Below are 20,876 nucleotides of genomic sequence, written 5' to 3'. Positions count from 1 at the left end.
AAGTAATACGCTACCGATGAAAAATTATGTTGTAATACTCGTATTCATATTTGCTTTTAGCTCTTGCAAAAACACCGAACAAGAACAAAAAAAAGCCGTCACAGAAATAATATTTAAAGACATCATAAATGAAGATTATGAATTACACAAATCATCACAAAACGCAAACGCAGTATTAGTGCTTTTTGGTGGTTTTCCTGAAAGTGCCAAGGACATCAAACGCGAATTTAAAATACTAGAAAGCGCAAAAGATAATAACATTTCAGTGTTGTATATGAATTATAGCCGAAAAATATGGCTAGAGCAAAATGAATTATCACAATTATCAGAACAGCTTCAAAACATATTTAAAACAAACCAACTACCAACAGATAATATTTATATTGGCGGTTTTTCAAGCGGAGGAAATATGGCACTTTTAATTAGTAATTTTATGACCAATCAAAATTCTAAAATTATTCCTAAAGGTGTTTTTATAGTAGATTCACCTGTTGATTTAGTTGCGTTGTACAATACTGCTCAGAAAAATGTAGAACGTGATTTTTCAAGTTCTGCAGTAGAAGAAAGCACATGGCTACTTGAAACTTTAGGGACACAATTTGGCACTCCAACCGACAGTCTTTTTAATTATGAGAAACATGCTGTATTTACATCGAAAACAAACAATATCAACGCTTTAAAAAACTTAAAAAACACAAAAATTAGACTTTACACTGAGCCAGATACTCTTTGGTGGAAAGAAAATACCATGGCAAAATATGAAGAGTTAAATGCTTACTACATTAAAAAGCTCTCGGAATCATTGCATGCATTTCAATTTAAAGATGTTGCATATATCCCAACAAAAGACAAAGGCTATCGCTCTAATGGCGAGAGGCATCCGCATAGTTGGGCTATTATAGACACCAAAGACCTCATAAATTGGATGCTGAATTAGCGCTTTGGAAACTACGATTCAAAGATGAATCAGGAACTCTAATCCAAACAATACCTTTCTAAAGAAGATCCTAAAACTGAATTCGAGCATGAGAATACAGAATAAAACAATCCCTCAACGTAATAAAGCCTACCCTTATGTCGTCTATGAAGCAACTACTCAGTTATATTTATCCTGTTACAAAAACCATTGATTCTAAATACAGCGGAACACTAGAAATTACGTGGTTCAATGGCAAAAAACACCTCAATTCAGCCAATGCGAATTATAGTTATGGCTCTTTACAACGTATTTTAAAATATGGTTTAGAAAAAATTGAGCTTTCAAAAATCAATTCAGTCTTGGTTTTAGGCATGGGAGGCGGAAGCGTTATTCAAACGCTACGCACTGATTTTAATTACAGTAACACTATTGAAGCCGTAGAATTAGATCCTGTTATTATAGACATTGCGAAATCAGAATTTGGAATTGAAGAAAATCAGTATCTCAAAATTCATTGTGCAGATGCTTTTGCTTTTCTTGAAGCCAACACCAAATTATTCGACTTAATTATAATTGATCTTTATATCGATCTTTCGGTTCCGGATAAATTCTTGAGTACAGCGTTTTGGGATTATGTATTAAAATCAAAATCCTCAAAAGGGACGTTACTTTTTAATGCTTCGGTAAAAGAATCCGATTTAGACAAGGTTGAAACTTTAGTTAACTACCTTAAAACAAAAGTCTATAAAGTAGACGTCTATAAAAAAGTAAACAACACCAATACTGTTATCATTACAAATTCCTTATAACGTTATAAATTAGTATATTGTAAGTACTTAATTTTAAAGTTATGCGGAAAAAGTGTCCAGAATGTGGTGATTTAATCGTTGGTAGAATTGATAAAAAATACTGTAGCGATGGTTGTAGAAATACGCAAAACAACCGCCTAAATAAAGATTCTAAAAACTTAATTAGAAACACTAATAACCGACTTAGAAAAAATTATAGAATCCTAGAAGCACTCAATCCCAATAAAAAAATGAAATGCTCTAGAGCGAAAATGGTGGAGAAAGGTTTTGACTTTAATTATTTCACAAGTATATATACGACCAAAGCTGGCACTGTTTATTATTTTGTGTACGACCAAGGCTATTTACCTCTCGAAGGAGAGTATTATGCTTTGGTGAAGCGCGATGATTAATTTTACAGTTCAGACAAGTTGCGTGTACGGACAAGTCGCGATTTGTCTTTAAGAGCCTTTTTTCGTGGTACTATTCCAATTTTCGCCTTTTAATTCTAGTGCTGCAATTAAAATATCCTTTTGGCTAATTTGCCCAATAAGTTTTCCGTTTTCAACGATTGGAAAACGTCGTCTTTTGGAGTTTAAAAACTTATTTGCCGCATCAAACACATCCATATTACCATCAATAGTTTCTACATCTACTGCCATACGCTTATCTACAGTATCGTGTTCTAAAGGCATATTGTAATACCTACTTTCACTTAATTGTTTTAGACAATCACCTTCAGAAATAATTCCAATTAATTCTTGTTTCTCATTTACTACAGGTCCACCAGAAATTCTATTAGTTATTAAAGCCTCTACAACCTCTTGGACAGATTGATCTGGTCTAAACGTTATAAGTTTGGTAGACATATAATCTTTGACTTTTAATTGCGTAGACTCATTAGCATTTTGCTGTTTACGCGCTCCTTGGAAACTTTTTATTGCCATAACGTTATGATTTTTAAGGTTAGAGTTAATTCTAAAAATACTGAAAATTAACCACTTAAAAAAATCAAAATGCATAAGCACAAATATTACGTATTTTTAACCTAAGGTTAGATCTATACGTTATGAAAACACAAATAAGCATTATTGGTTGTGGTTGGTTAGGGTTGTCTTTAGCTCAGAAATTAGTTAAAGAAGGCTACATAGTCAATGGTTCTACAACTACTAAGAGTAAGTTACAAGAATTACAAAAGCAGCGGATAAATCCGTTTTTAATCACTTTAACTGAAACTTCAATTTCATGGGATTATTCTAAATTTTTAACAGGAAGTGATACCGTTATCATTAATATTCCACCAGGATTAAGAAAAGATTCAACTAAAAATCATGTTGAAGAGATTAAGCATTTAATACCTGAAATTGAAAAACATAAGATAAAAAACATCCTTTACATAAGCTCTACTTCTGTATTTGAAGATGCGGTAAATTTTCCGGTTATAACAGCGAAAAAAATTCCAAATGCAACTTCCAATAACGGGAAACAACTCATAGCCATAGAACAAATGCTTCAAGCAAATTCTAATTTTAAAACCACAATTTTACGGTTTGGTGGCTTGATAGATGAGACACGTCATCCTTCAAAGTTTTTATCCGGAAAAACTAATATTTCAAATCCCGAAGCTCCCATAAATTTAATTCATAAAACAGATTGTATCGCCATTATAAGTTCTATTCTTAAAAATGGATTTTGGAGTGTCACATTAAACGCAGTCTATCCAAAACATCCCAATAAAGAATCTTACTATAAAGAACATTGTGAACGCAATAACTTACCGCGTCCTATATTTAGTACTTCAGGAGAAAGCAAAGGAAAAATCATAGACAGTAAAATTATGGTACAACTTTTGAATTACACCTTTAAAGAGGCACCATAGAAATTATAAGATTTTTAAGATCATTTCTTATTAATTTTTATAGATTTAACCCTTTAAAGATAAAATAATTAAAGAACAATAAACTAAGAACAAATGAAGACGATTACAATTGCAATACTTATGTTATTTTCAGTAAGTGTATTTGCACAGACTAATACAGAGTTAAAAGCACATTTTGAAGCGTATTATAAACAAATGAAAAAGCAAGGTGACAAACAAGGAGTTATCAATGCTATGACGCATCTCGATGTTTTAGAACCGTCTGTAGCACGTAAAGATACTTTAGCATACATCTACCTTTCGGAAGGACAGTATATGCAAGCTTTAAACACTATTGGAGTAGAGAAAAACGCTACCGATTCGGATATGAATGTAGAAGTAAAAGCGTTAGCTTTAAAAAACCTTAATCAAGTCGCCATGTCATTAGAGCACTTTGAAGTGCTTTACCAACGTGACCCAAATGCTTATTTAGCTTATGAAATGGCTGATATGAAAATTCAGACTAACGATTTAGCAGGCGCAAGATTAAACATAGATTACGCTATGGCTAATGTTACAGATGATATGAAGCGTGCCTTTTACGAAAAGCAACAACCTTACGAAACGTCTTTGAAAGCAGCTTTAACCTATTTAAAGGGACTTTTAACCTTTACAGAAAATAAAACGGCGAATATGGATGCTGCATTAAAATTAATGAACGATGCTTTAGCTATTGATCCTAATTTTAATTTAGCAAAGATTAGTAGAGAAGCATTAGAAGCTCAGAAGGCACAACGCGCTCAACAAGCAGCAGCTGCGAAAAAAGGTTAAGACATCATCAATTATATTATAAAAAAAGCAGCTCAATGAGCTGCTTTTTTTATATCCACTTTTAATGTTTACCAAATTCTAACTCGATCTTCGGGCGCTAAATACATTGCGTCACCTTCCTTAATATCAAATGCCTCATAGAATGCATCTATATTTTTTAAAGGTTGTGTTGCTCTGTAAACACCTGGAGAATGTGGATCTGTTTTTATCTGAGACCTTAATCCATCTTCTCTTGTTAATGTTCTCCAAACTGTTGCCCAAGACATAAAGAAACGTTGCTCTGGTGTAAAACCATCTATATTTTCTGGTCTTCCGTTTTCTTCGTAATATAATTGTAGACCATCATAAGCCCCTAGTACACCACCAAGATCACCAATGTTTTCACCTAAAGTAAAAGCTCCATTTATATAAACACTATCTAAAACCTGAATAGCAGAATACTGATCTGCTAAAGCTTTCCCTCGTTTTTCAAATTCTACTAAATCTTCTGGTGTCCACCAATTATTTACATTTCCATCACCATCAAAACGGGCTCCAGAATCATCAAAAGCATGTGAAATTTCATGGCCAATAACCGCTCCAATACCTCCATAATTTACAGCTTCATCTGCTGTATAATTATAAAACGGAGGTTGTAAAATAGCCGCAGGAAAAACAATTTCATTATTCATTGGGTTAAAATAAGCATTAACCGTTTGAGGTGCCATTCCCCATTTTGACTTATCAACAGGTTCGTTAATATCATCCATATTTTTCTTTTGAGCCCAAGCACCTACAGCTAACATATTCTCTGCATAAGAATTACCTTCTTTTACTTGCATTGCTGAGTAATCTTCCCACTCATCTGGATAGGCTATTTTAACCGTAAATTTATCGAGCTTCACTATAGCTTTCTTTTTGGTTTCTTCACTCATCCAATCTAGATTATTAATTCTATTTTGGAATGCCTTAATAACATTAGCAATCATTTTTTCTGCTTTCTCTTTAGCTTCTGGCGGAAATTTTGCCTGCACATACAATTGACCAATGGCTTCACCAACAGTACCATCTACAGTACCCAGAGCACGTTCTTTTGCTGGACGCATCGCTTTAGAACCATTAAGCGTTTTACTGTAAAACTCCCAATTAGCTTTTTCCATTTCTGTGGTAAGCATACTTGCAGCATTATCTAATGTACTCCAAGTTATAAGTGTTTTGATATCTTCTATAGAATTGGTTTTCAAAAACGCATCCATAGCTTTTAAATACTTAGGTTGCATAACCATAAGTGTATCTACTTTTTTCTCAATCCCCATATCATCCATTAATTTTTGCCAATTAATAGAAGGTGCCATTTTTTGTAAATCTGTAAGCGCTGTAGGATTATTAAAATTTCTAATATCTCTACTCGCTACTTTATCTAAACGTGGCTCTGCCAATTGCGTTTCTAAAGCTAAAATCTTTTCTGCTGCAGTACGAGCATCAGCTTCAGAATAATTAATAAATTGAAGCATTTTTGTAATATGATCTACATATTTACCTCTTATCTCTTTCGTTTTTTCATCTTGGTCGAGGTAATAATCGCGTTGCAATCCTAATCCACCAGGGAATACCCAAGCAATATTCATACTACTATCATTAAGATCGGCACTAGCTCCAATACCTGAAAACGGTGCACTAACACCTAATGTAGAAGCATAAACCGTCTGCATATCGCTAAGGTTTTTAACCCCATTAATCTTATCTAATAAAGGCTGAATGGGTTTAATACCAGCTTCATTACGCGCAAGCGTATCTAACTCAGATTCATAAATTAATAAAGCCTTTTTTTGGTCAGAACCTTCTTTATAAGTTCCTAATTCTTTTGAAGCATTTAAAATCTCTAGAACATCTTGTCTTGTAGATTTACGCAAGACTCCAAATCCTCCCCAACTAGTTTCATCATCTGGAATGGTATTATTCTTAGCCCAATTTCCATTGACGTAATTGTAAAAATCTTGTTTTGGATCCACTGAAGTATCCATATTCTCCAAAACGATTCCGGGTATTTTTACCTCTGTCATGGCAGAATCTTTTTTGACCTCTTCCTTACACCCTACTAGTGTAATAAATGCCAAACCTGATAGCGCTAATGCGCGACTAATATTAGTTTTCATAGTTTATGTTAATTAGTTTTAATTAAAATTAATTGCTAATAAGACAAAAAAAGCATTGATTTGTTACAAACATATTAGATGTTATTCTGGTTGAATTTTATCATAAAAATCATCTTCAAGCTTTTTATTAATGAGGTAATTAAGGTTTGAGAAAGCCACAAAAAGCGCTTTAATATTAAATAATTTCTCATCTCTACTAATGTTATCTATAGTTAGATTTTCATTTAACTTTAAAAGCTCTGTTTCAATAATAGCATTTCGAGAGACAATAAGATTCGTTTTAAACTGATCTGGCATTTGTGTTTTAAACTCTTTAATAAACTTTTTTAAGAGCTCTATATCTCCATTAAAAAAAGAGAAATCCCCTTTCTTTAAATAACTGATTTGAGTGGCTAATTCATGATATCTATCCCAAGTTACAATCTCACTTTCACTTTCGCTACTAAGCGCATAATCCCTATAATCAATATCTTCAATAGTTTTAGCTGTAATTTTTTTATTCTGATCTACATTTTCAGTTGTTTCCAATGTTTTAGTGCTAGTGGTATCATCATCACAACTGATAACCATAATACAACTTAAAAATAAAACGACGAATCTAATTTTCATAAGTAATAACTAATTTGACTGTAAAGATACTAAACTATCTATTCTAGTGGTTTAGTATATGCATTTGAAACTAAATTGAGGAATTCATAATATAACACGCATTTTCTGAAAATTTTAATATTGCAAAGTCGTAATTCTTATTACTTTTGGCGATAATTTAAAAAGAGCAGATGTCTTCAAAAATATTAATCATTGGTGCCTGTGGGCAAATAGGAACAGAATTAACGACCAAGTTAAGAGAAATCCATGGTGTAGATAACGTTATTGCTAGCGATATTAATACACGCAAATTAGAGTTAGTAAATGCTGGACCATTTGTGATTTTAGATGCTAAAAACTTTAATGCGATTAAAGATTGTTGCATCAATCATAATATAGATACGGTTTACTTAATGGCAGCTTTACTTAGTGCTACTGGCGAAAAATACCCAATGGAAGCCTGGGATTTAAATATGAATTCATTGTTTCATGTTCTAAATTTAGCCAAAACTAAGCAAATTAAAAAAGTATTCTGGCCGAGTAGTATTGCTGTTTTTGGACCAACGACTCCTAGAGAAAACACGCCTCAACATACCATTTGCGAACCAACAACCGTTTATGGCATTACCAAACAAGTTGGCGAACGTTGGTGCGAATATTACTATGATAAATATGGAGTAGATGTAAGAAGCATACGCTATCCTGGTATAATTAGCCATAAAGCAATGCCAGGCGGTGGCACTACAGATTATGCTGTAGAAATTTATCACGAAGCTATAAAAGAAGGTAAATATGAAAGTTTTTTATCTGAAAAGACCAATTTACCTATGATGTTTATGGATGATGCCATTAAAGCTACAACTCAAATTATGGCAGCACCACCTGAAGATATCTCCATAAGATCCTCTTACAATTTATCGGCTATTAGTTTTACACCACAAGAGATTGCAGACAGTATTAAAGCCGAAATTCCAGATTTCAAAATTTCTTATAATCCAGACTTTAGACAAGCCATCGCTGATAGCTGGCCGTCATCTATTGATGATAGAGTTGCACGAAAAGACTGGAATTGGTCGCACGATTTTGACTTAGAGAAAATGACCTTGGAAATGTTAACGCAGTTGAAGAAAAAGTATCAGTCATAACATTAAAATAAAATATAACCGCATAAAAAAAGCAAGAGAAACCGAACTCTTGCTTTTTTACTGTAAAAAATGTAATAATCGAAATTATTAATCTTTACTATTATCATTTAGCATGCTCTTATATACAATTCCATGAGAAGCTTCTAATTGAGTTCCTAGGACATAAGCTGCTATAGTTGCAATATCTTCCATTTGAATTTCAGAAAACACCACACCTTTTTTAAAATCTGGACCATAGGCTACAAAACCCGTTTGAATATTTTTAGTATCTGGATATTGACCATGCTTACCACCATGTGCCGGTTTAATCAAATCTCCTTCTCTATCATTATTAAAACTAAAGCCATCGTTCGCAGATAAAGCCAAAACAGCATCTGGATCAGCTCCTCTAGAAGTCATTTCATCTCTAGAAATAATTCTAAAGGCTTTTTTGATACTAAAAGGTAAACCTTCGAGTTTCTCTACAATTTTTTCTAATGTTTGGGTATCGTTTTTATCCTTCATATGTAAGAATGCCGAACCACCAGTACTTATAAAGAAGGTGTCTTTATCCAATAAACCTAATTCTTTTAACCATAGGTTGGCACCAATACTAGAATGTACCGTGTAAAAACCATGATCTCCAGTGATAATAATATTGGTTTGCTCTAAAATATTAGCTTTTTTTAAGGCGTCTATTATAGTACTCACGGCTTGATCTGCACCAGCAATTGCCTTTTCGACACCAACACCGTCACGTCCATTTCTATGCTGTGCACCGTCGGTATTTGGTAAATGAATCGTTAATAAATTTGGAGTATAGGTTCTGATTATATAGCCTGCTATTCGACCCAAATTTTGATCCATACTTAAAGAACTTAAGTTATAATCGTCTACATCTAAACTCCCTGTAGCATTCGCTATGGCATCTTCAAACAAACCTTCAGGTGTTGCATATTTTTGAGTAGCACCACGACGGTCTCTCGGGTTATCAAAGGACCATATTTCTGGTATATTATAATCTATAAACGGTGCATTTACAGTAATGGGCCATGACACAGAGGCTGTTTTTAGTCCAGCGTTTTTTGCAGCTTCCCATAAGGTTTTAGCTTTTACGGACTTAAAATCATAATACCAGTCCCCTGTAGTGCCTTCTTCCGAAACTTTAGTGTTGTAATATATGCCATGCTTGTCTGGACCTACACCAGTAATTAAAGTCGTATGTGAAGGGTACGTCACTGTCGGGAAAATACCATTGACACCTTGAGAAGCAATTCCATTGTTAGCTAAATCCTTAATATTAGGAGTTGGCCATTGGTCTTGTAAATAAAAATCTGGCCTAAAACCATCGATACTAATAATAACGAGGTGTTTCGCCTCTTGTGCAGCGATTAGGTTTAATCCAAAACACGTTAATATGACACAATAAATATATCTAAGTTGCTTTTTCATTTTTCGAATTAATTAAAAGGTAATACATGATTTGACGCTTTATTCGCTACCAATACACGGTTCATATCATATAAGATAGTCACATTTCCTGTTGTTTCATCTACAGTAAAATCGTCTAAACCTAAATTTAAAGGAATGAAACTAGGTATAGTAGGCTGCGTAAATTCATCTGAAATATTAGAATTGTTTAACTGCTCGGTTTGAGATACAGGAAACTTAATTCCTAAATCGTTAGAACGCCTACCTTCACTTATAAAAATTTCTTGACGCATTAAGTAAATAAGATATAATAAATCGTCTGCACTTGCTGTTGCATCAATATCTTGAATTGTAATACTTGTACCAGAAACGGTATACACAGGTATTAAACCTGCTTGTCTATCTAAGATATACCCTGAATTAGATTCTTGACCACTTTCAAAACTTACGTCAACAGCTGTTGTTGGATAATCTTGTCTATTCGTACCATTTCTCAATTCTTCACTATCGTCTAAATACATAATTGGTCTGGATGCTAAAACATTATCTATTAAATTAGTTAATGTAGATCTAGCCAATTCTAAATTATTTTCAGCCGTATATGCTTCCGCTAAAATTAAATAGGCTTCTTCTACTTTAGCTAAAGACAATGGTTTTTGATCCTCTGAAGCCGTTCCTAAATCAAAGAATTTAGGATCTAAAAAGTCTAACCTTGGCAATGGCGCAAATCTATTTTCGCTAGCTGTAAAAGTGGCATTTTGAATTTCATTAGGAACACCATTGGTTCCATCAAATTCTACAGTAAATAATAAGCTATTATTACTAATCGCTGCTAAAGCAGAGGATTTCGCATTATCTACATCTCCTAAACCACGGTACACTCTAGACTTTAATAATTGGTAAGCTAAAATAGTTTCAGAATCACTTTCATTGTCAATAGCAAGATCTAAATGGTCTAAGCTAGCTTCTAATAATTCGGTTGCCATATAAGCTTCACCATTACTGTTCATTGGAAGACCTGTGAAATTTTCACCAGATAAAATTAAGGCATAAGCTTTTGCAAAATGAGCGTAAGACCATTCTTGAGTTGTAGCGTCTGGATCATTTGGAAGTACTGTTTCTAAAGCATACTCTGCCATCTCTCTTAAAGCTCCAATTTCTACTTGCATACTGTTTCCATCGATGTCGGTGTAATCAATTTGCGGAATATCGAATACTTTATTATAAAGCGTATAATTGTTGAAATAATTATCAGAAACCATTTCAGAATTGATGACGATATCGTTCATGGTTAAGGCAAGTTGCCTTTTAATACCCATTATCCAACTCGTAGCTGAATTGTTGTTGTCCAAGAAATCCTCTTCAGTAACATTTGGGTTATCGACACAAGCGGTGAGTGTCAGAAACAAAACGGTTATGTATATATAAATTGTTTTCATGTTTTTTGTTATTAGAAGTTTATTTTTAATGAGGTTAAAAATTCTCTAGGCGCAGAGTACGTAGCATAAGATATACCACCCGTAGAAGCACCACCTTGACCAGTTGCCGAACCACTAATGGTTGCTTCCGGATCGAATGAAGATGCTGTAAAACTAAGCGGGTTATTCACATTAAATCCAATTAATATTGATTTAATAGTACTGTTATTTTTAGGTACTAAATTATAGCTAATACCTATAGTTCTTATTTTTATAAAATCTGTTTTTTCTGTAAATAAATTTGTGAAGTTTAACCAATTTGATGTGCCATTAGCTTCAACTTCGGCAGCAGGAACTATATCATCTGAAGCTCCATAGAGAAATCTAAACTGTTGGTCAAAACTATTCGCGTAGGCTCCTTTTTGATAATTACCATTTGCAAATAAACTGAAGTTTTTATACGAGAAGTTCATTCCTAAGTTACCAAACAAATCTGGAATCGTAGTTCCTAAATACGATTGGGCTGTTGTGGACTCTAAAACACCATTCTCATCAAAGGTTCCATAGTTTCCTCTAATATATCCAATAGGATACCCTTCCTCTACTACAGTTTGAATGGTTCTGGCACTAAATCCATTAATATTAAATGGAGCGACACCTCCTGAGTCTACCACTAAGTTATCTAAAGTGTTTATAGATACATTAAGTGACAAGGTTACATTTTCGGTTTTGATAGGAATAAAGCTGGCATTTATTTCCCAACCCTTATTCTCTATTTCACCAATATTATATAATTGACTATTGGCATACCCACTAGATGGTGTTGGTGGTACGTAGAATAAAGCATCTTTCGTATTTGCATTATAGTAGCCTACAGAAAGATTCACTCTATTATTAAATAATGCAGCGTCTACACCTACTTCAAAAGTTTTCGTTTTTTCAGGCTTTAAATCAGGATTTCCTGACTGACCAAAAAAGGCAGCTTGTTCTCCTAAAAAACCATCAAAATCTATGGTTCTTTCATTTACAAAAGCAGGAGGTAAATTACCAGCCACACCGAAGTTACCTCGTAATCTTAAAGAATTTATAGCTGTTGAATTTTCCAACCAAGGTTCTGAGCTTAATAGATATGAAACACCTGCTTTAGGATAGTATTGCGTCCCAATATTATCTCCAAAAGATGGGTTACGATCTCCTCTAATACCTAAGTCAAAGAACAACTTATCTTTAAAGCCGATATTTTCTTGAAAATAGAAACCATAGTTGAGTACTTCTGCTAAATATTCTTCACTTGTCTTTATAGCGGCATCGCTAATAGTTTCGGCTCCATCTCTAATATTAGTACCTGTGTATTGAATTTGATGATCTGAGTTTCTAAACAACTGACCTCCGACGGTAGAGATAAATGAAAATTGACCTGTTTCAAATTTATGTTGTGCACTTAACTCTAGAGTAATACCAAAGTACTTACGATCTATATTATTTATACTTCCTTCGTCTGTAACATTAGTTTGAGTTGTATGTGTTAGATATTCATTAGTTTGAATCGCCTTGTCGTTCTGAACCCTATAATCGATACCTCCAACAAATTTAGCTTCAAAATTATTTACAGGTTTATAAGAAAAACTTTGAGACGTTGTAAATCTATTAATTGAGATTTCGTTGTCTTGTAATTCTTCTGCCGTTTTTACAAAATCATTAATTTCACTAAACTCGGCAGCACTAAGATCGTCTAATCTATTGTTAAACCCTTTTAAGACTGAAGCACCACTTTCTGCAAACCACAAACCTGTATAACCTCCTTGGTTACCATTTCGGTTTCGGTTGTAGGTATTATTCACATAAATAAAAGAACTATTATAGGTTACTTTTTCTCCTAATTTCGCTTTAAAACCAGTGCTAAAATCTATTTTCTTGTTGGCATTATTATCCGCTATTTGAGCTCCGGTGTTATCTAAAAAATTTCCAGAAAAACTATAACCGAAACCTTCAGAGTTACCTCCACTTATACTTAAGTTGTATTTTTGATAAGTTCCTGTTTCAAATAATAAGTCTTTAGAGCGATCAAAATAAAGGAAATCTGTAGTTGGCGCTATGATTCCCATTTGAGTTGAAGCTGTAATTTGCGTTCCTCTAGAGCTTCCTTTTTTGGTGAAAATTTGAATCACTCCGTTTGCTGCATCTGAACCGTACAATGTTGTTGCGGCTCCACCATTAATGTATTCAATACGATCTATATTATCCATTGGAATATCTGCGATAGAACTCATAGCTGCTCCTTGTGCACTACCACCACCTAAAGCACTAGTGGTGTTTAAGTTATCCATACGCACACCATCTATATAAAAAACTGGTGTTGAACTTAGAAAAGCTGAATTAATACCTCGAGATCTAATTAATGTTGTTGCTCCGGACTGGCCTCCGGTAAAATTAATCTGTGTATTAGGCAATTTGGTTGCAATCAACTGGTCTATACGTTGCGACGGTAATCCAGCTAAATCTTCGGACTTAAGAACTTCAACGTTACTAGATAACCGTTTTCGTTGCACACTAGCACCTTGCCCTGTAATAACCACTTCGTTAAGTGCAGCAAAATGAGGGGTTAAATTCACCGTAATTTCTAATTGACCTTCTAAAGCGTATTCTACTTCTTCATATCCGATGTAAGTAATTTTTAACGTCTTAGTATCGGCAGGAACGGTAATTGTAAACTGACCGTCATAATCCGTTACAGCACCAATATTATAAGCTGTAGCATAAATATTAGCTCCAAGTACAGGTGTATTTGTTTCATCATACACCACACCTTTAATAGTGATATTCTCTTGATTAATCTTAGAAACTGTTTGAGTTATCGGCTTAACTAAAATGCCATTATCTGTAATTTTAAAATCGATCGGTGATTTTTGCTTTAACGTCTTTAATACCGTTTCTAAAGGTTGATTATTGACATTTAAGTCAACTTTTGTGTTTTGGTAAAGTGCGTTAGAAATATAAATGAATTTTAAATCCGTTTGTTTTTCAATTAAATTAAACACCTGAATTAAGGATGCTTCTTTTAACTGTAAATTAATAGTGTTAGTATTAATGTAATAACGCTCAGTGTTGCGTGTTGGATGTGTACTTCCGTAAACATTTAATAAACTTGCCAAGATGATGACAGTACTTAATATGAATTTTTGGTGTTTCATAAAGTTGTGATTTTTTTGTTGTTTAGTTGTGGTTGATATAATCTTAAGGGATTAAAAGCATAGGCTAACATTGCTCAATAGTGTAGCGTTCTACTTTAGCTTGCTGATATTAGAGCTGATATGCCTGAGGGCTAACCCAATATGATTCTCTACAGTTTTAGGGCTTATGCCTAATAGTTCTGATATTTCTTTGTATTTAAAGCCGTCAATTCTGCTCATTTCAAAAATTTGACGTGTACGTTTTGGTATGGATTCTAAAACATTTTTAATAACATTTTTATTAATTTCTTTTTGTTCGTTAGCAATGATTTCATCCTCTATACTCGGATACAGGCTACTGCTATTTAACTGGTCGTCGTTTTGTAGTGGTCTTGTTTGGTAATTGTTCTTAACTCTTAGGAGATCGTTTTTTAGTATCGCATAGATATATGATTTTGGATTTTTAATTTTATTAAGTTGGTCTCGATTAGACCATAATTGAATAAAAACATCGTCTACTTTTTCCTCTATGATATGAATGTTAGACTCGAATAAAACACCAAATCTGCACAGTTTGTCATAGTATTTTTTAAAAAACACATCGAGTGCCTTGGTATCACCTTCTTGAATTTGTTCAAATAGAAAAAGGTCTTCGCTTGTGATAACTGAATGACGAATGCTTTTAATCTTCATGATTTTGAGTTATTAGATATTCGTTATGATTTATCTTCTTCATTTTAACATCTGCAATGAATTCAATGGAGTGAATAAACTCCTCGAGGTCTTGTTCTTTAAAAGCACCTGTTATCTTTTTTTGATTAATTTCTTCATCAGTAATCTTGAAGCGTACTCCGTAAAAATTATTTATTTTATATAAGGCGTCTTTGAATATTAAATTATCGAGAATTAACATGTTATCTTTCCACGCTAAAGCCTTGGTGACATTGAAGTTTCTTTTAGTAACATCCGAAGTTTTGGTGTTATAAATAAGCTCTTCCTTTGGTAATAAATTAAGACTGTTTTGAGACTTCTTAATAAGGACATTGACCTTACCTCTTTCTAACGACACAGACTTATTATCTAAGACGGTATTAACGTTAAAAGCGGTGCCTAAAACGGTGATATTTAAATCCTCTGTATGGACAACAAACGGAATTTCTTTATTATGAGTGACATCAAAATACGCCTCTCCTTTAATGTAAACCCAACGCTTAGTATTAAAATCTGAGTTGTATTGGATTTCGCTAGACGCATTTAAAATCACCAAACTGCTATCAGGAAGGTAAACGGTTTGTCGCTGCCCCTTACTTGTAGTGACTTGGTTTTTATAGCTTAATTCATCGGAATGCGAAAAGTAACCATAGGTTATAAATAGTAAAACACAAGCCGCCAAACTATATGCAACACGACGTATAACATTTCGTTTTGAACGCTGAGTTCTATGAATATCTTGGGATTCTAATTGTAAGTCTTTTTGTGCTTCATAGGCTTTTAAACTTTCAGGATAGTTATCCCAAATAAGTTTGTAGTTATCAAAGGTTGCTTTTAACTCATGATCTAAAGTCAGCTCTATTTCGAATATCGCTTTAGCTGCTGTAGACAATTCCTGCGTTAAATATCGAACGCATTTTCTCTCATTTTTAGTCATTTCCGTCATGGAGTATTCCCTTTTACTACTAAGAGTAGAAAATTAGAAAATACCCTCAGTGATTGACATCAAGAGATTGACAAGGAATTATTAAGTAAATGTTAATTGCGTTCTATGACTCAGCGTGGAGGTATTTTTAGGAAGTTTGGAAAATCAAAAAAGCCTCTACGTTTCTGTAAAGGCTTTTGATTTAAATAAGCTCCTCTTCTTAGGCTCGAACTAAGGACCCTCTGATTAACAGTCCGTAACATATATCTTACACTTATTAATCAATGATTACATTTAGCACGTATTTAAAGGACTTAAGGCTATATAACAATAATAAATGTTTTCAATTGATTGCATATAATTATGAAAATGTTTGACCTATGTTTGACCTAATATTAAAATTTATTCTATTGTATAAGTTCCCTCGGAAATATCAAATAAAAACATTTGCCCATTCTCTATTTCAAATATACTTTCATTAAAAATCACTGTTTCTGTTTCTAAATTTTTAATATATATTGAATTAACTCTACTATCCTCATAGCCTGAAACATCATATTTAAATCCAATTTTATCAAATGCATTAACATTATAGGATTCATTTATATCTGTATTAGTTTGAGAATTTATGGTATGAGTCTCTAAATTCCCAGATTCATTATCCCAATAATAAGTTATAGCTAAGGGATATTGTTGGTCAGAAGAACTATATCCTGAAACCTGAATATCATAATCATATGGTCCTGTATAACCCTCTCTAAAATAATCACCTTCATAAGCTTCATATTGAGAACCTGATACTGGCTGAAAATAAACCTTATAATCATTCTCAAAAGCAACTAACTGAACAAACGTTAGTTCAACTCCCTCAGGAAATATCATGGTTAGTATATCTCCATCTACACTAAAACTTCCTACTTCACTATTAAAATCGTAATCAGCATCCCCTGACCAATTGTTGTATATAACTTCCCCACTTGAATTAAATACAAAAGAATTATTCGTAGCTACACCATATATTACTGGGTTATCAAAATACCACTCACCTATTAGCCCCTGTCCTACCTCATTTAAATTAGATGAGTCATCACTATTAGAGCATGTTAATAATGATAAAGTAACCATTAATGTTAAAAATGTTTTTTTCATGTTTTTTTATTATTTAAATTTTAATCTGTTAAGTCATTCACTCAGATATTTAAAAGAAAAATATCAAGGTATATGTTTAGATATAATCCACAAATACCATTTCATCAAAAATCCTCTTAAATTCTGTAGCGTGTTTAAATTCTTTTTTATCAATTTTAATCATTTTAACCCTACTTGGCTCATCATGATTATTAATCCTTACATCTATAATTACCCCTATTGAATCAATATCTAGTCTGTACTTAAGGTTTTTATACTTTGATTTATTATCCCTTACCCATTCTATCACGGATTCTTTACTTTGTTTAATACCAGAGAATCTTATTAATTCTTCTGCATAAAACTCTTCCTGACTATTTAACTTTCTCACTTCTAAAAGCTTGTAATATAACTCAATAAATATACAGTCTTTCTCTCTAGTATGACAAGCACATGGAAATACATGAATACTATTATCTCTAACCCATTTACTCCATTTACCACAACTTGACTTAGGTATGGCATCATAGAATTCCTTCTCATATTTCATAAGCCACCAATTAATATGATGGATACTTACAGCTTTTTTATCTATAGAAAATAAATCTCTACTGTATTCTTCATCTACCATTGAAATATATTTTTAGTAATCAATTACAAACAAACCAAAGTAGGTATTCTTCAATTGACTTTATAAGTGGAATTAAAACTACAATTTAGCTATTTATTACTTAGTGATGAAAAACTGATTATTACTAGACATACAGAAATATCTCTAATACAACATATATTATAACCATCCAGTAACTCTCATTTTTTTTAATATTTCGCTATAAATATATAATTCACAAATTATCACTTGACTTCCAAACATGTGATTCCAACTGAATATTTACACATTCACATGTGAGCTAATCAGAAAATTGTTATAAAATTAGAGAAGAAACATAAAAAAAAATCCTAGAGCGTGGTATAATCACTTTTCAGTAATTTATTAAATCGTATAGTCAGATTAATCCCTCATCCTTAAAACTATAATAATTATCTTTTGTGATAATTAAATGGTCTAGTAAAGTAATCTCAACTATCTCACACGCATTACTTAGCTTATTAGTTATCCTCTTATCTGCTTCACTAGGTTTTAAATTACCACTTGGATGATTATGCACTAATACTATGTGTGAAGTGAGTGCTTTTAAAGCAACACTTAATACTAGCTTAATATCGACTATACACCCTGAAATACCACCTTTTGCCAAGTCATATATACCAATAACTATATTAGCTCTATTAAGTAAGACAACCTTCACTTCTTCCTGAAGTTCAATTAAATTGACATCCCAATGATTAGTAATTAATTCATACACACTTTGACTGTCTTTTATTATTACTTTGTCAGGGTTTTCATTAGAATAGGAAACTTTAATTTCTGATACTTTCATTGTAGTTAAATTAGAACTTCCAGTTTATGTTTCCTACCCATATAGTAGTTACACACAAACTGGAAGTATGATTAATTAATCCATTAATTCTTCCTCTAGTACACCATTCTGAGAAAATGTGTGTTCTTCAGCTAATAGCTCCTGAACTGCTTTATCTTCTTTAGATTGAGACTCACCCTCTGGAACATAGACATACCTGTGTTCTAAAATTATCATTTCACCTGTTTCTCTAACAGTGTATTGATAAGGTTCACAACTTTGCTTTTCTATATTTCCAGGCATAGAAGTGCCTATTAATGCTTTGCAAGTTTCTTCATCAAATGTTGAAGTAATAAAGGACTTTTTAGCTGTTGCATAGAACTGGTTAGTCTGTTGGCTTTTTACCATTTCAACACCACCTTGTAGCTCTAAAACAAAGAAGTTGCTTCCATCCTCTACTTGTCTTTCTTTGTAGTTAATAATACGTACCATAATTTTTAAATTTTTGAGTTGAACATAAACCCTACAAAAGATTACACCTTTGTTAGACATAAGATAACAGCTATCAACTTGTATCATATCTGCCTAAAAAAAAGTAAAATCTTTAAATTGGGGTTGGGGGTGTTTTTACCCCTCAAAATGAGTGGGGGTACTTCTTAAGGAGGATTGCGTGAATGTGTTATTTTAAAATACCAGAATTTTTCTAAAAAAAATTTATCTACAGATTTATACACCACCTTATAATTCTAGAATAAAAATTGTATTCAATCTTCTCTCGCTCTTTGTTTGAATTCAATAATCTAACTATTGGAAAATGATGTTGAGTTGTAGTACACCACTTAGAAAATCATAACATTACAGCGTATAAAACTCAACTATCACCTTGAATTTATTATTCCTATCTAAAAAATTTATTTTCTAAATATGTGTTAGGGGGAGCTTCTTCTTGTGAATTGGTGAGGTGATTGCATAAGGTATTTTGCGCTTTCATACAGCAACCTCAAAAATAATTTTAACAAAAACTTTATATGTAAAAAAATAGGTGTAGATTTATAATCTCTCCCTAAATTAGTAGCACCAAAATTTTAAATATTATCTTATTTTTCTAATAGGATAAATTTTCTAATACAATAATTATAAAGCATTAATGTCTTCGAGAATTACTAAATAATAAAAATTAATAAGAAAAAACATAAAGTGTCTGATTCAGCAAAAGGTTCATTAGCAGGGTTTCTATTTCAATTTGAAAGAGCATTGTTATTACTAACAAAATTAGATAATAACTCAAACTTCATATCCATTGAAGATGTTGATGATATAGCCACACACAGGGAGAATGGGACTGTACTTATAGCAGACCAAGCAAAGCATAGTATTTCGCAAAGTGGAAGTACTTTTGAAGACACCTCATATTCTTTATGGAGAACTATAGAATTATGGATTCTAAAGTTAGAGAATAAAACTTTAAATGAACAGACAAAATTTATTTGCTCAACCAACAAACAGGTAAAAAAAACCTCTCTTTTGTATTCCATTTGTAATGAAGACTTTGATTCAGTTCTGAGTAAAATTCAAAATCTAGAGAAAAACCAAAAGCAGAAATTAACTGAATTAAGAAAAAAAGAGCCGCAAAAAGGTAAATCAATAGAAAAAAATATAAAGTTGATGAACTTTGTTTTAAAAAAAGAAGAGCACTTAAAAATAGTACATAAGTCAATTTCTATTGAAGATATTCCTAACATCAAGGAATTAATCTATAATAAACTTCTTTTAAATACTGATAAATATAGTTCTCTTCAGAGAGAGAATATCTATCATTCAATGATTGGCTGGTTAGTTGATGGTAGTCTTTATAAGTGGAAAGATTCAAGAAAAGCTAAGTTTAGTAAAAGTCAAATGGATAATAAATATCATTCTACTCTGTCAACACCTTCCATTTCTAATGCAATTTTCAGAGCAAAAGAATCTTTTAATATTGACAAAAACACTATCAGGATTAAAAAAGATGGCTTGTTTGTAAAACAAATTCAAGCAATCACAAGAAGAAAAGACGCTCAAGAAAGAATAGTCAAAAGGGCAATTGAGGACTTTATTAAATATGAGATTGAACATACCTATGTTATAAATGAAATAGGTGAATTTACTAAAGAAGACTTTAAGAAGTTTATTGATTCCTGTTATGAATCATGGCAATCCTACTTCGACACAAAAGTTATCTATGAACTGTCTGAATATAATGAAAAAGAAAAAAATGAAATTGCTATTAATATATATGATTATGTAATGACTGAATTAAAAATAAATTTCAACTATGACTACCCAATAAACACATCTAATGATTATATAAAAAATGGTAGTTTCTTGAAACTCTCTAACATCCCCAAAATTGGATGGTTACCTGATTGGGAATCAAAATTTAAAAAATAGAC

General features: G+C 32.4%; 19 protein-coding genes. 7 read left to right on the top strand and 12 right to left on the bottom strand.

Annotated elements, in window-relative coordinates; genetic code table 11:
* Window positions 1-16: 16 nt before the first annotated feature.
* The 3 genes from HM992_RS04275 to HM992_RS04265 all read left to right on the top strand — a co-directional run bounded on the left by HM992_RS04275 (window position 17) and on the right by HM992_RS04265 (window position 2,120).
* Window positions 17-937 (top strand): hypothetical protein, encoded by a 921-nt coding sequence (locus tag HM992_RS04275; protein ID WP_179318834.1) that lies wholly within the window; start codon window positions 17-19, stop codon window positions 935-937.
* 146 nt (window positions 938-1,083) lie between these two features.
* On the top strand, window positions 1,084-1,728 hold the full coding sequence (locus HM992_RS04270) for a spermidine synthase (RefSeq protein WP_179318833.1): 645 nt from the start codon (window positions 1,084-1,086) through the stop codon (window positions 1,726-1,728).
* Window positions 1,729-1,769: 41 nt separating this feature from the next.
* On the top strand, window positions 1,770-2,120 hold the full coding sequence (locus HM992_RS04265; protein WP_179318832.1) for a hypothetical protein: 351 nt from the start codon (window positions 1,770-1,772) through the stop codon (window positions 2,118-2,120).
* Between the two features lie 48 nt (window positions 2,121-2,168).
* Here HM992_RS04265 and HM992_RS04260 read toward each other — a convergent pair whose 3' ends face one another.
* Complete coding sequence (locus HM992_RS04260; protein ID WP_178986265.1) at window positions 2,169-2,654, bottom strand: CBS domain-containing protein; 486 nt, start codon at window positions 2,652-2,654, stop codon at window positions 2,169-2,171.
* 122 nt (window positions 2,655-2,776) lie between these two features.
* Between HM992_RS04260 and HM992_RS04255 the strand changes: the two genes are divergently transcribed.
* Entirely contained in the window at window positions 2,777-3,586 is an 810-nt protein-coding gene (locus tag HM992_RS04255; protein WP_179318831.1) for an NAD(P)H-binding protein, read from the top strand.
* Between the two features lie 93 nt (window positions 3,587-3,679).
* A complete protein-coding gene (locus HM992_RS04250; RefSeq protein WP_178986267.1) occupies window positions 3,680-4,396 on the top strand; it encodes a hypothetical protein in 717 nt (238 codons plus the stop codon).
* Window positions 4,397-4,464: 68 nt separating this feature from the next.
* Here HM992_RS04250 and HM992_RS04245 read toward each other — a convergent pair whose 3' ends face one another.
* Window positions 4,465-6,531 (bottom strand): M13 family metallopeptidase, encoded by a 2,067-nt coding sequence (locus HM992_RS04245; protein WP_179318830.1) that lies wholly within the window; start codon window positions 6,529-6,531, stop codon window positions 4,465-4,467.
* An 81-nt stretch (window positions 6,532-6,612) separates the two neighbouring features.
* Window positions 6,613-7,140 carry a hypothetical protein gene (locus tag HM992_RS04240; RefSeq protein WP_179318829.1) on the bottom strand — a complete coding sequence of 176 codons (528 nt, stop codon included), beginning with the start codon at window positions 7,138-7,140 and terminating at the stop codon, window positions 6,613-6,615.
* Window positions 7,141-7,310: 170 nt separating this feature from the next.
* On the opposite strand from HM992_RS04240, the gene HM992_RS04235 reads away from it, so the two are divergent.
* The gene (locus tag HM992_RS04235; RefSeq protein ID WP_179318828.1) at window positions 7,311-8,264 is read left to right on the top strand and encodes an NAD-dependent epimerase/dehydratase family protein; all 954 of its coding nucleotides are present in this window, start codon (window positions 7,311-7,313) and stop codon (window positions 8,262-8,264) included.
* 87 nt (window positions 8,265-8,351) lie between these two features.
* Here HM992_RS04235 and HM992_RS04230 read toward each other — a convergent pair whose 3' ends face one another.
* The 9 genes from HM992_RS04230 to HM992_RS04190 all read right to left on the bottom strand — a co-directional run bounded on the left by HM992_RS04230 (window position 8,352) and on the right by HM992_RS04190 (window position 18,939).
* Window positions 8,352-9,695 carry an alkaline phosphatase family protein gene (locus tag HM992_RS04230; RefSeq protein ID WP_179318827.1) on the bottom strand — a complete coding sequence of 448 codons (1,344 nt, stop codon included), beginning with the start codon at window positions 9,693-9,695 and terminating at the stop codon, window positions 8,352-8,354.
* Between the two features lie 8 nt (window positions 9,696-9,703).
* Window positions 9,704-11,113, bottom strand: a complete 1,410-nt coding sequence (locus HM992_RS04225; RefSeq protein ID WP_179318826.1) for a tetratricopeptide repeat protein — start codon at window positions 11,111-11,113, stop codon at window positions 9,704-9,706.
* Window positions 11,114-11,124: 11 nt separating this feature from the next.
* Window positions 11,125-14,283, bottom strand: coding sequence for a SusC/RagA family TonB-linked outer membrane protein (locus HM992_RS04220; RefSeq protein WP_179318825.1), 3,159 nt, complete (start codon window positions 14,281-14,283; stop codon window positions 11,125-11,127).
* Between the two features lie 90 nt (window positions 14,284-14,373).
* On the bottom strand, window positions 14,374-14,955 hold the full coding sequence (locus tag HM992_RS04215) for an RNA polymerase sigma factor (protein WP_179318824.1): 582 nt from the start codon (window positions 14,953-14,955) through the stop codon (window positions 14,374-14,376).
* Window positions 14,945-15,865, bottom strand: coding sequence for a FecR family protein (locus tag HM992_RS04210; RefSeq protein ID WP_179318823.1), 921 nt, complete (start codon window positions 15,863-15,865; stop codon window positions 14,945-14,947). The genes HM992_RS04215 and HM992_RS04210 overlap by 11 nt, the downstream gene beginning before the upstream one ends.
* A gap of 435 nt (window positions 15,866-16,300) precedes the next feature.
* Window positions 16,301-17,023, bottom strand: coding sequence for a hypothetical protein (locus HM992_RS04205; RefSeq protein WP_179318822.1), 723 nt, complete (start codon window positions 17,021-17,023; stop codon window positions 16,301-16,303).
* Between the two features lie 100 nt (window positions 17,024-17,123).
* Window positions 17,124-17,657, bottom strand: coding sequence for a hypothetical protein (locus HM992_RS04200; RefSeq protein ID WP_179318821.1), 534 nt, complete (start codon window positions 17,655-17,657; stop codon window positions 17,124-17,126).
* Between the two features lie 376 nt (window positions 17,658-18,033).
* A complete protein-coding gene (locus tag HM992_RS04195) occupies window positions 18,034-18,468 on the bottom strand; it encodes a JAB domain-containing protein (RefSeq protein ID WP_179318820.1) in 435 nt (144 codons plus the stop codon).
* A 75-nt stretch (window positions 18,469-18,543) separates the two neighbouring features.
* Window positions 18,544-18,939, bottom strand: coding sequence for a hypothetical protein (locus tag HM992_RS04190; RefSeq protein ID WP_179318819.1), 396 nt, complete (start codon window positions 18,937-18,939; stop codon window positions 18,544-18,546).
* 705 nt (window positions 18,940-19,644) lie between these two features.
* On the opposite strand from HM992_RS04190, the gene HM992_RS04185 reads away from it, so the two are divergent.
* On the top strand, window positions 19,645-20,874 hold the full coding sequence (locus HM992_RS04185) for an ABC-three component system protein (RefSeq protein WP_179318818.1): 1,230 nt from the start codon (window positions 19,645-19,647) through the stop codon (window positions 20,872-20,874).
* The last annotated feature ends 2 nt before the right edge of the window (window positions 20,875-20,876 follow it).

Source organism: Winogradskyella helgolandensis (assembly GCF_013404085.1).
GTDB classification, from domain to species: Bacteria; Bacteroidota; Bacteroidia; order Flavobacteriales; family Flavobacteriaceae; genus Winogradskyella; species Winogradskyella helgolandensis.
The sequence above is the reverse complement of the archived record's forward strand: the minus strand, read 5'-3'. Positions and strand labels throughout refer to the sequence as shown.

Bases quoted from the DNA above. Each gene is read 5' to 3' on its own strand.
- HM992_RS04190 (WP_179318819.1), bottom strand. From the start codon at position 18,939: ATGGTACGTATTATTAACTACAAAGAAAGACAAGTAGAGGATGGAAGC.
- HM992_RS04205 (WP_179318822.1), bottom strand. From the start codon at position 17,023: ATGGTTACTTTATCATTATTAACATGCTCTAATAGTGATGACTCATCT.
- HM992_RS04200 (WP_179318821.1), bottom strand. From the start codon at position 17,657: ATGGTAGATGAAGAATACAGTAGAGATTTATTTTCTATAGATAAAAAA.
- HM992_RS04265 (WP_179318832.1), top strand. From the start codon at position 1,770: ATGCGGAAAAAGTGTCCAGAATGTGGTGATTTAATCGTTGGTAGAATT.
- HM992_RS04220 (WP_179318825.1), bottom strand. From the start codon at position 14,283: ATGAAACACCAAAAATTCATATTAAGTACTGTCATCATCTTGGCAAGT.
- HM992_RS04195 (WP_179318820.1), bottom strand. From the start codon at position 18,468: ATGAAAGTATCAGAAATTAAAGTTTCCTATTCTAATGAAAACCCTGAC.
- HM992_RS04255 (WP_179318831.1), top strand. From the start codon at position 2,777: ATGAAAACACAAATAAGCATTATTGGTTGTGGTTGGTTAGGGTTGTCT.
- HM992_RS04250 (WP_178986267.1), top strand. From the start codon at position 3,680: ATGAAGACGATTACAATTGCAATACTTATGTTATTTTCAGTAAGTGTA.
- HM992_RS04275 (WP_179318834.1), top strand. From the start codon at position 17: ATGAAAAATTATGTTGTAATACTCGTATTCATATTTGCTTTTAGCTCT.
- HM992_RS04225 (WP_179318826.1), bottom strand. From the start codon at position 11,113: ATGAAAACAATTTATATATACATAACCGTTTTGTTTCTGACACTCACC.
- HM992_RS04260 (WP_178986265.1), bottom strand. From the start codon at position 2,654: ATGGCAATAAAAAGTTTCCAAGGAGCGCGTAAACAGCAAAATGCTAAT.
- HM992_RS04230 (WP_179318827.1), bottom strand. From the start codon at position 9,695: ATGAAAAAGCAACTTAGATATATTTATTGTGTCATATTAACGTGTTTT.
- HM992_RS04270 (WP_179318833.1), top strand. From the start codon at position 1,084: ATGAAGCAACTACTCAGTTATATTTATCCTGTTACAAAAACCATTGAT.
- HM992_RS04235 (WP_179318828.1), top strand. From the start codon at position 7,311: ATGTCTTCAAAAATATTAATCATTGGTGCCTGTGGGCAAATAGGAACA.
- HM992_RS04245 (WP_179318830.1), bottom strand. From the start codon at position 6,531: ATGAAAACTAATATTAGTCGCGCATTAGCGCTATCAGGTTTGGCATTT.
- HM992_RS04215 (WP_179318824.1), bottom strand. From the start codon at position 14,955: ATGAAGATTAAAAGCATTCGTCATTCAGTTATCACAAGCGAAGACCTT.
- HM992_RS04240 (WP_179318829.1), bottom strand. From the start codon at position 7,140: ATGAAAATTAGATTCGTCGTTTTATTTTTAAGTTGTATTATGGTTATC.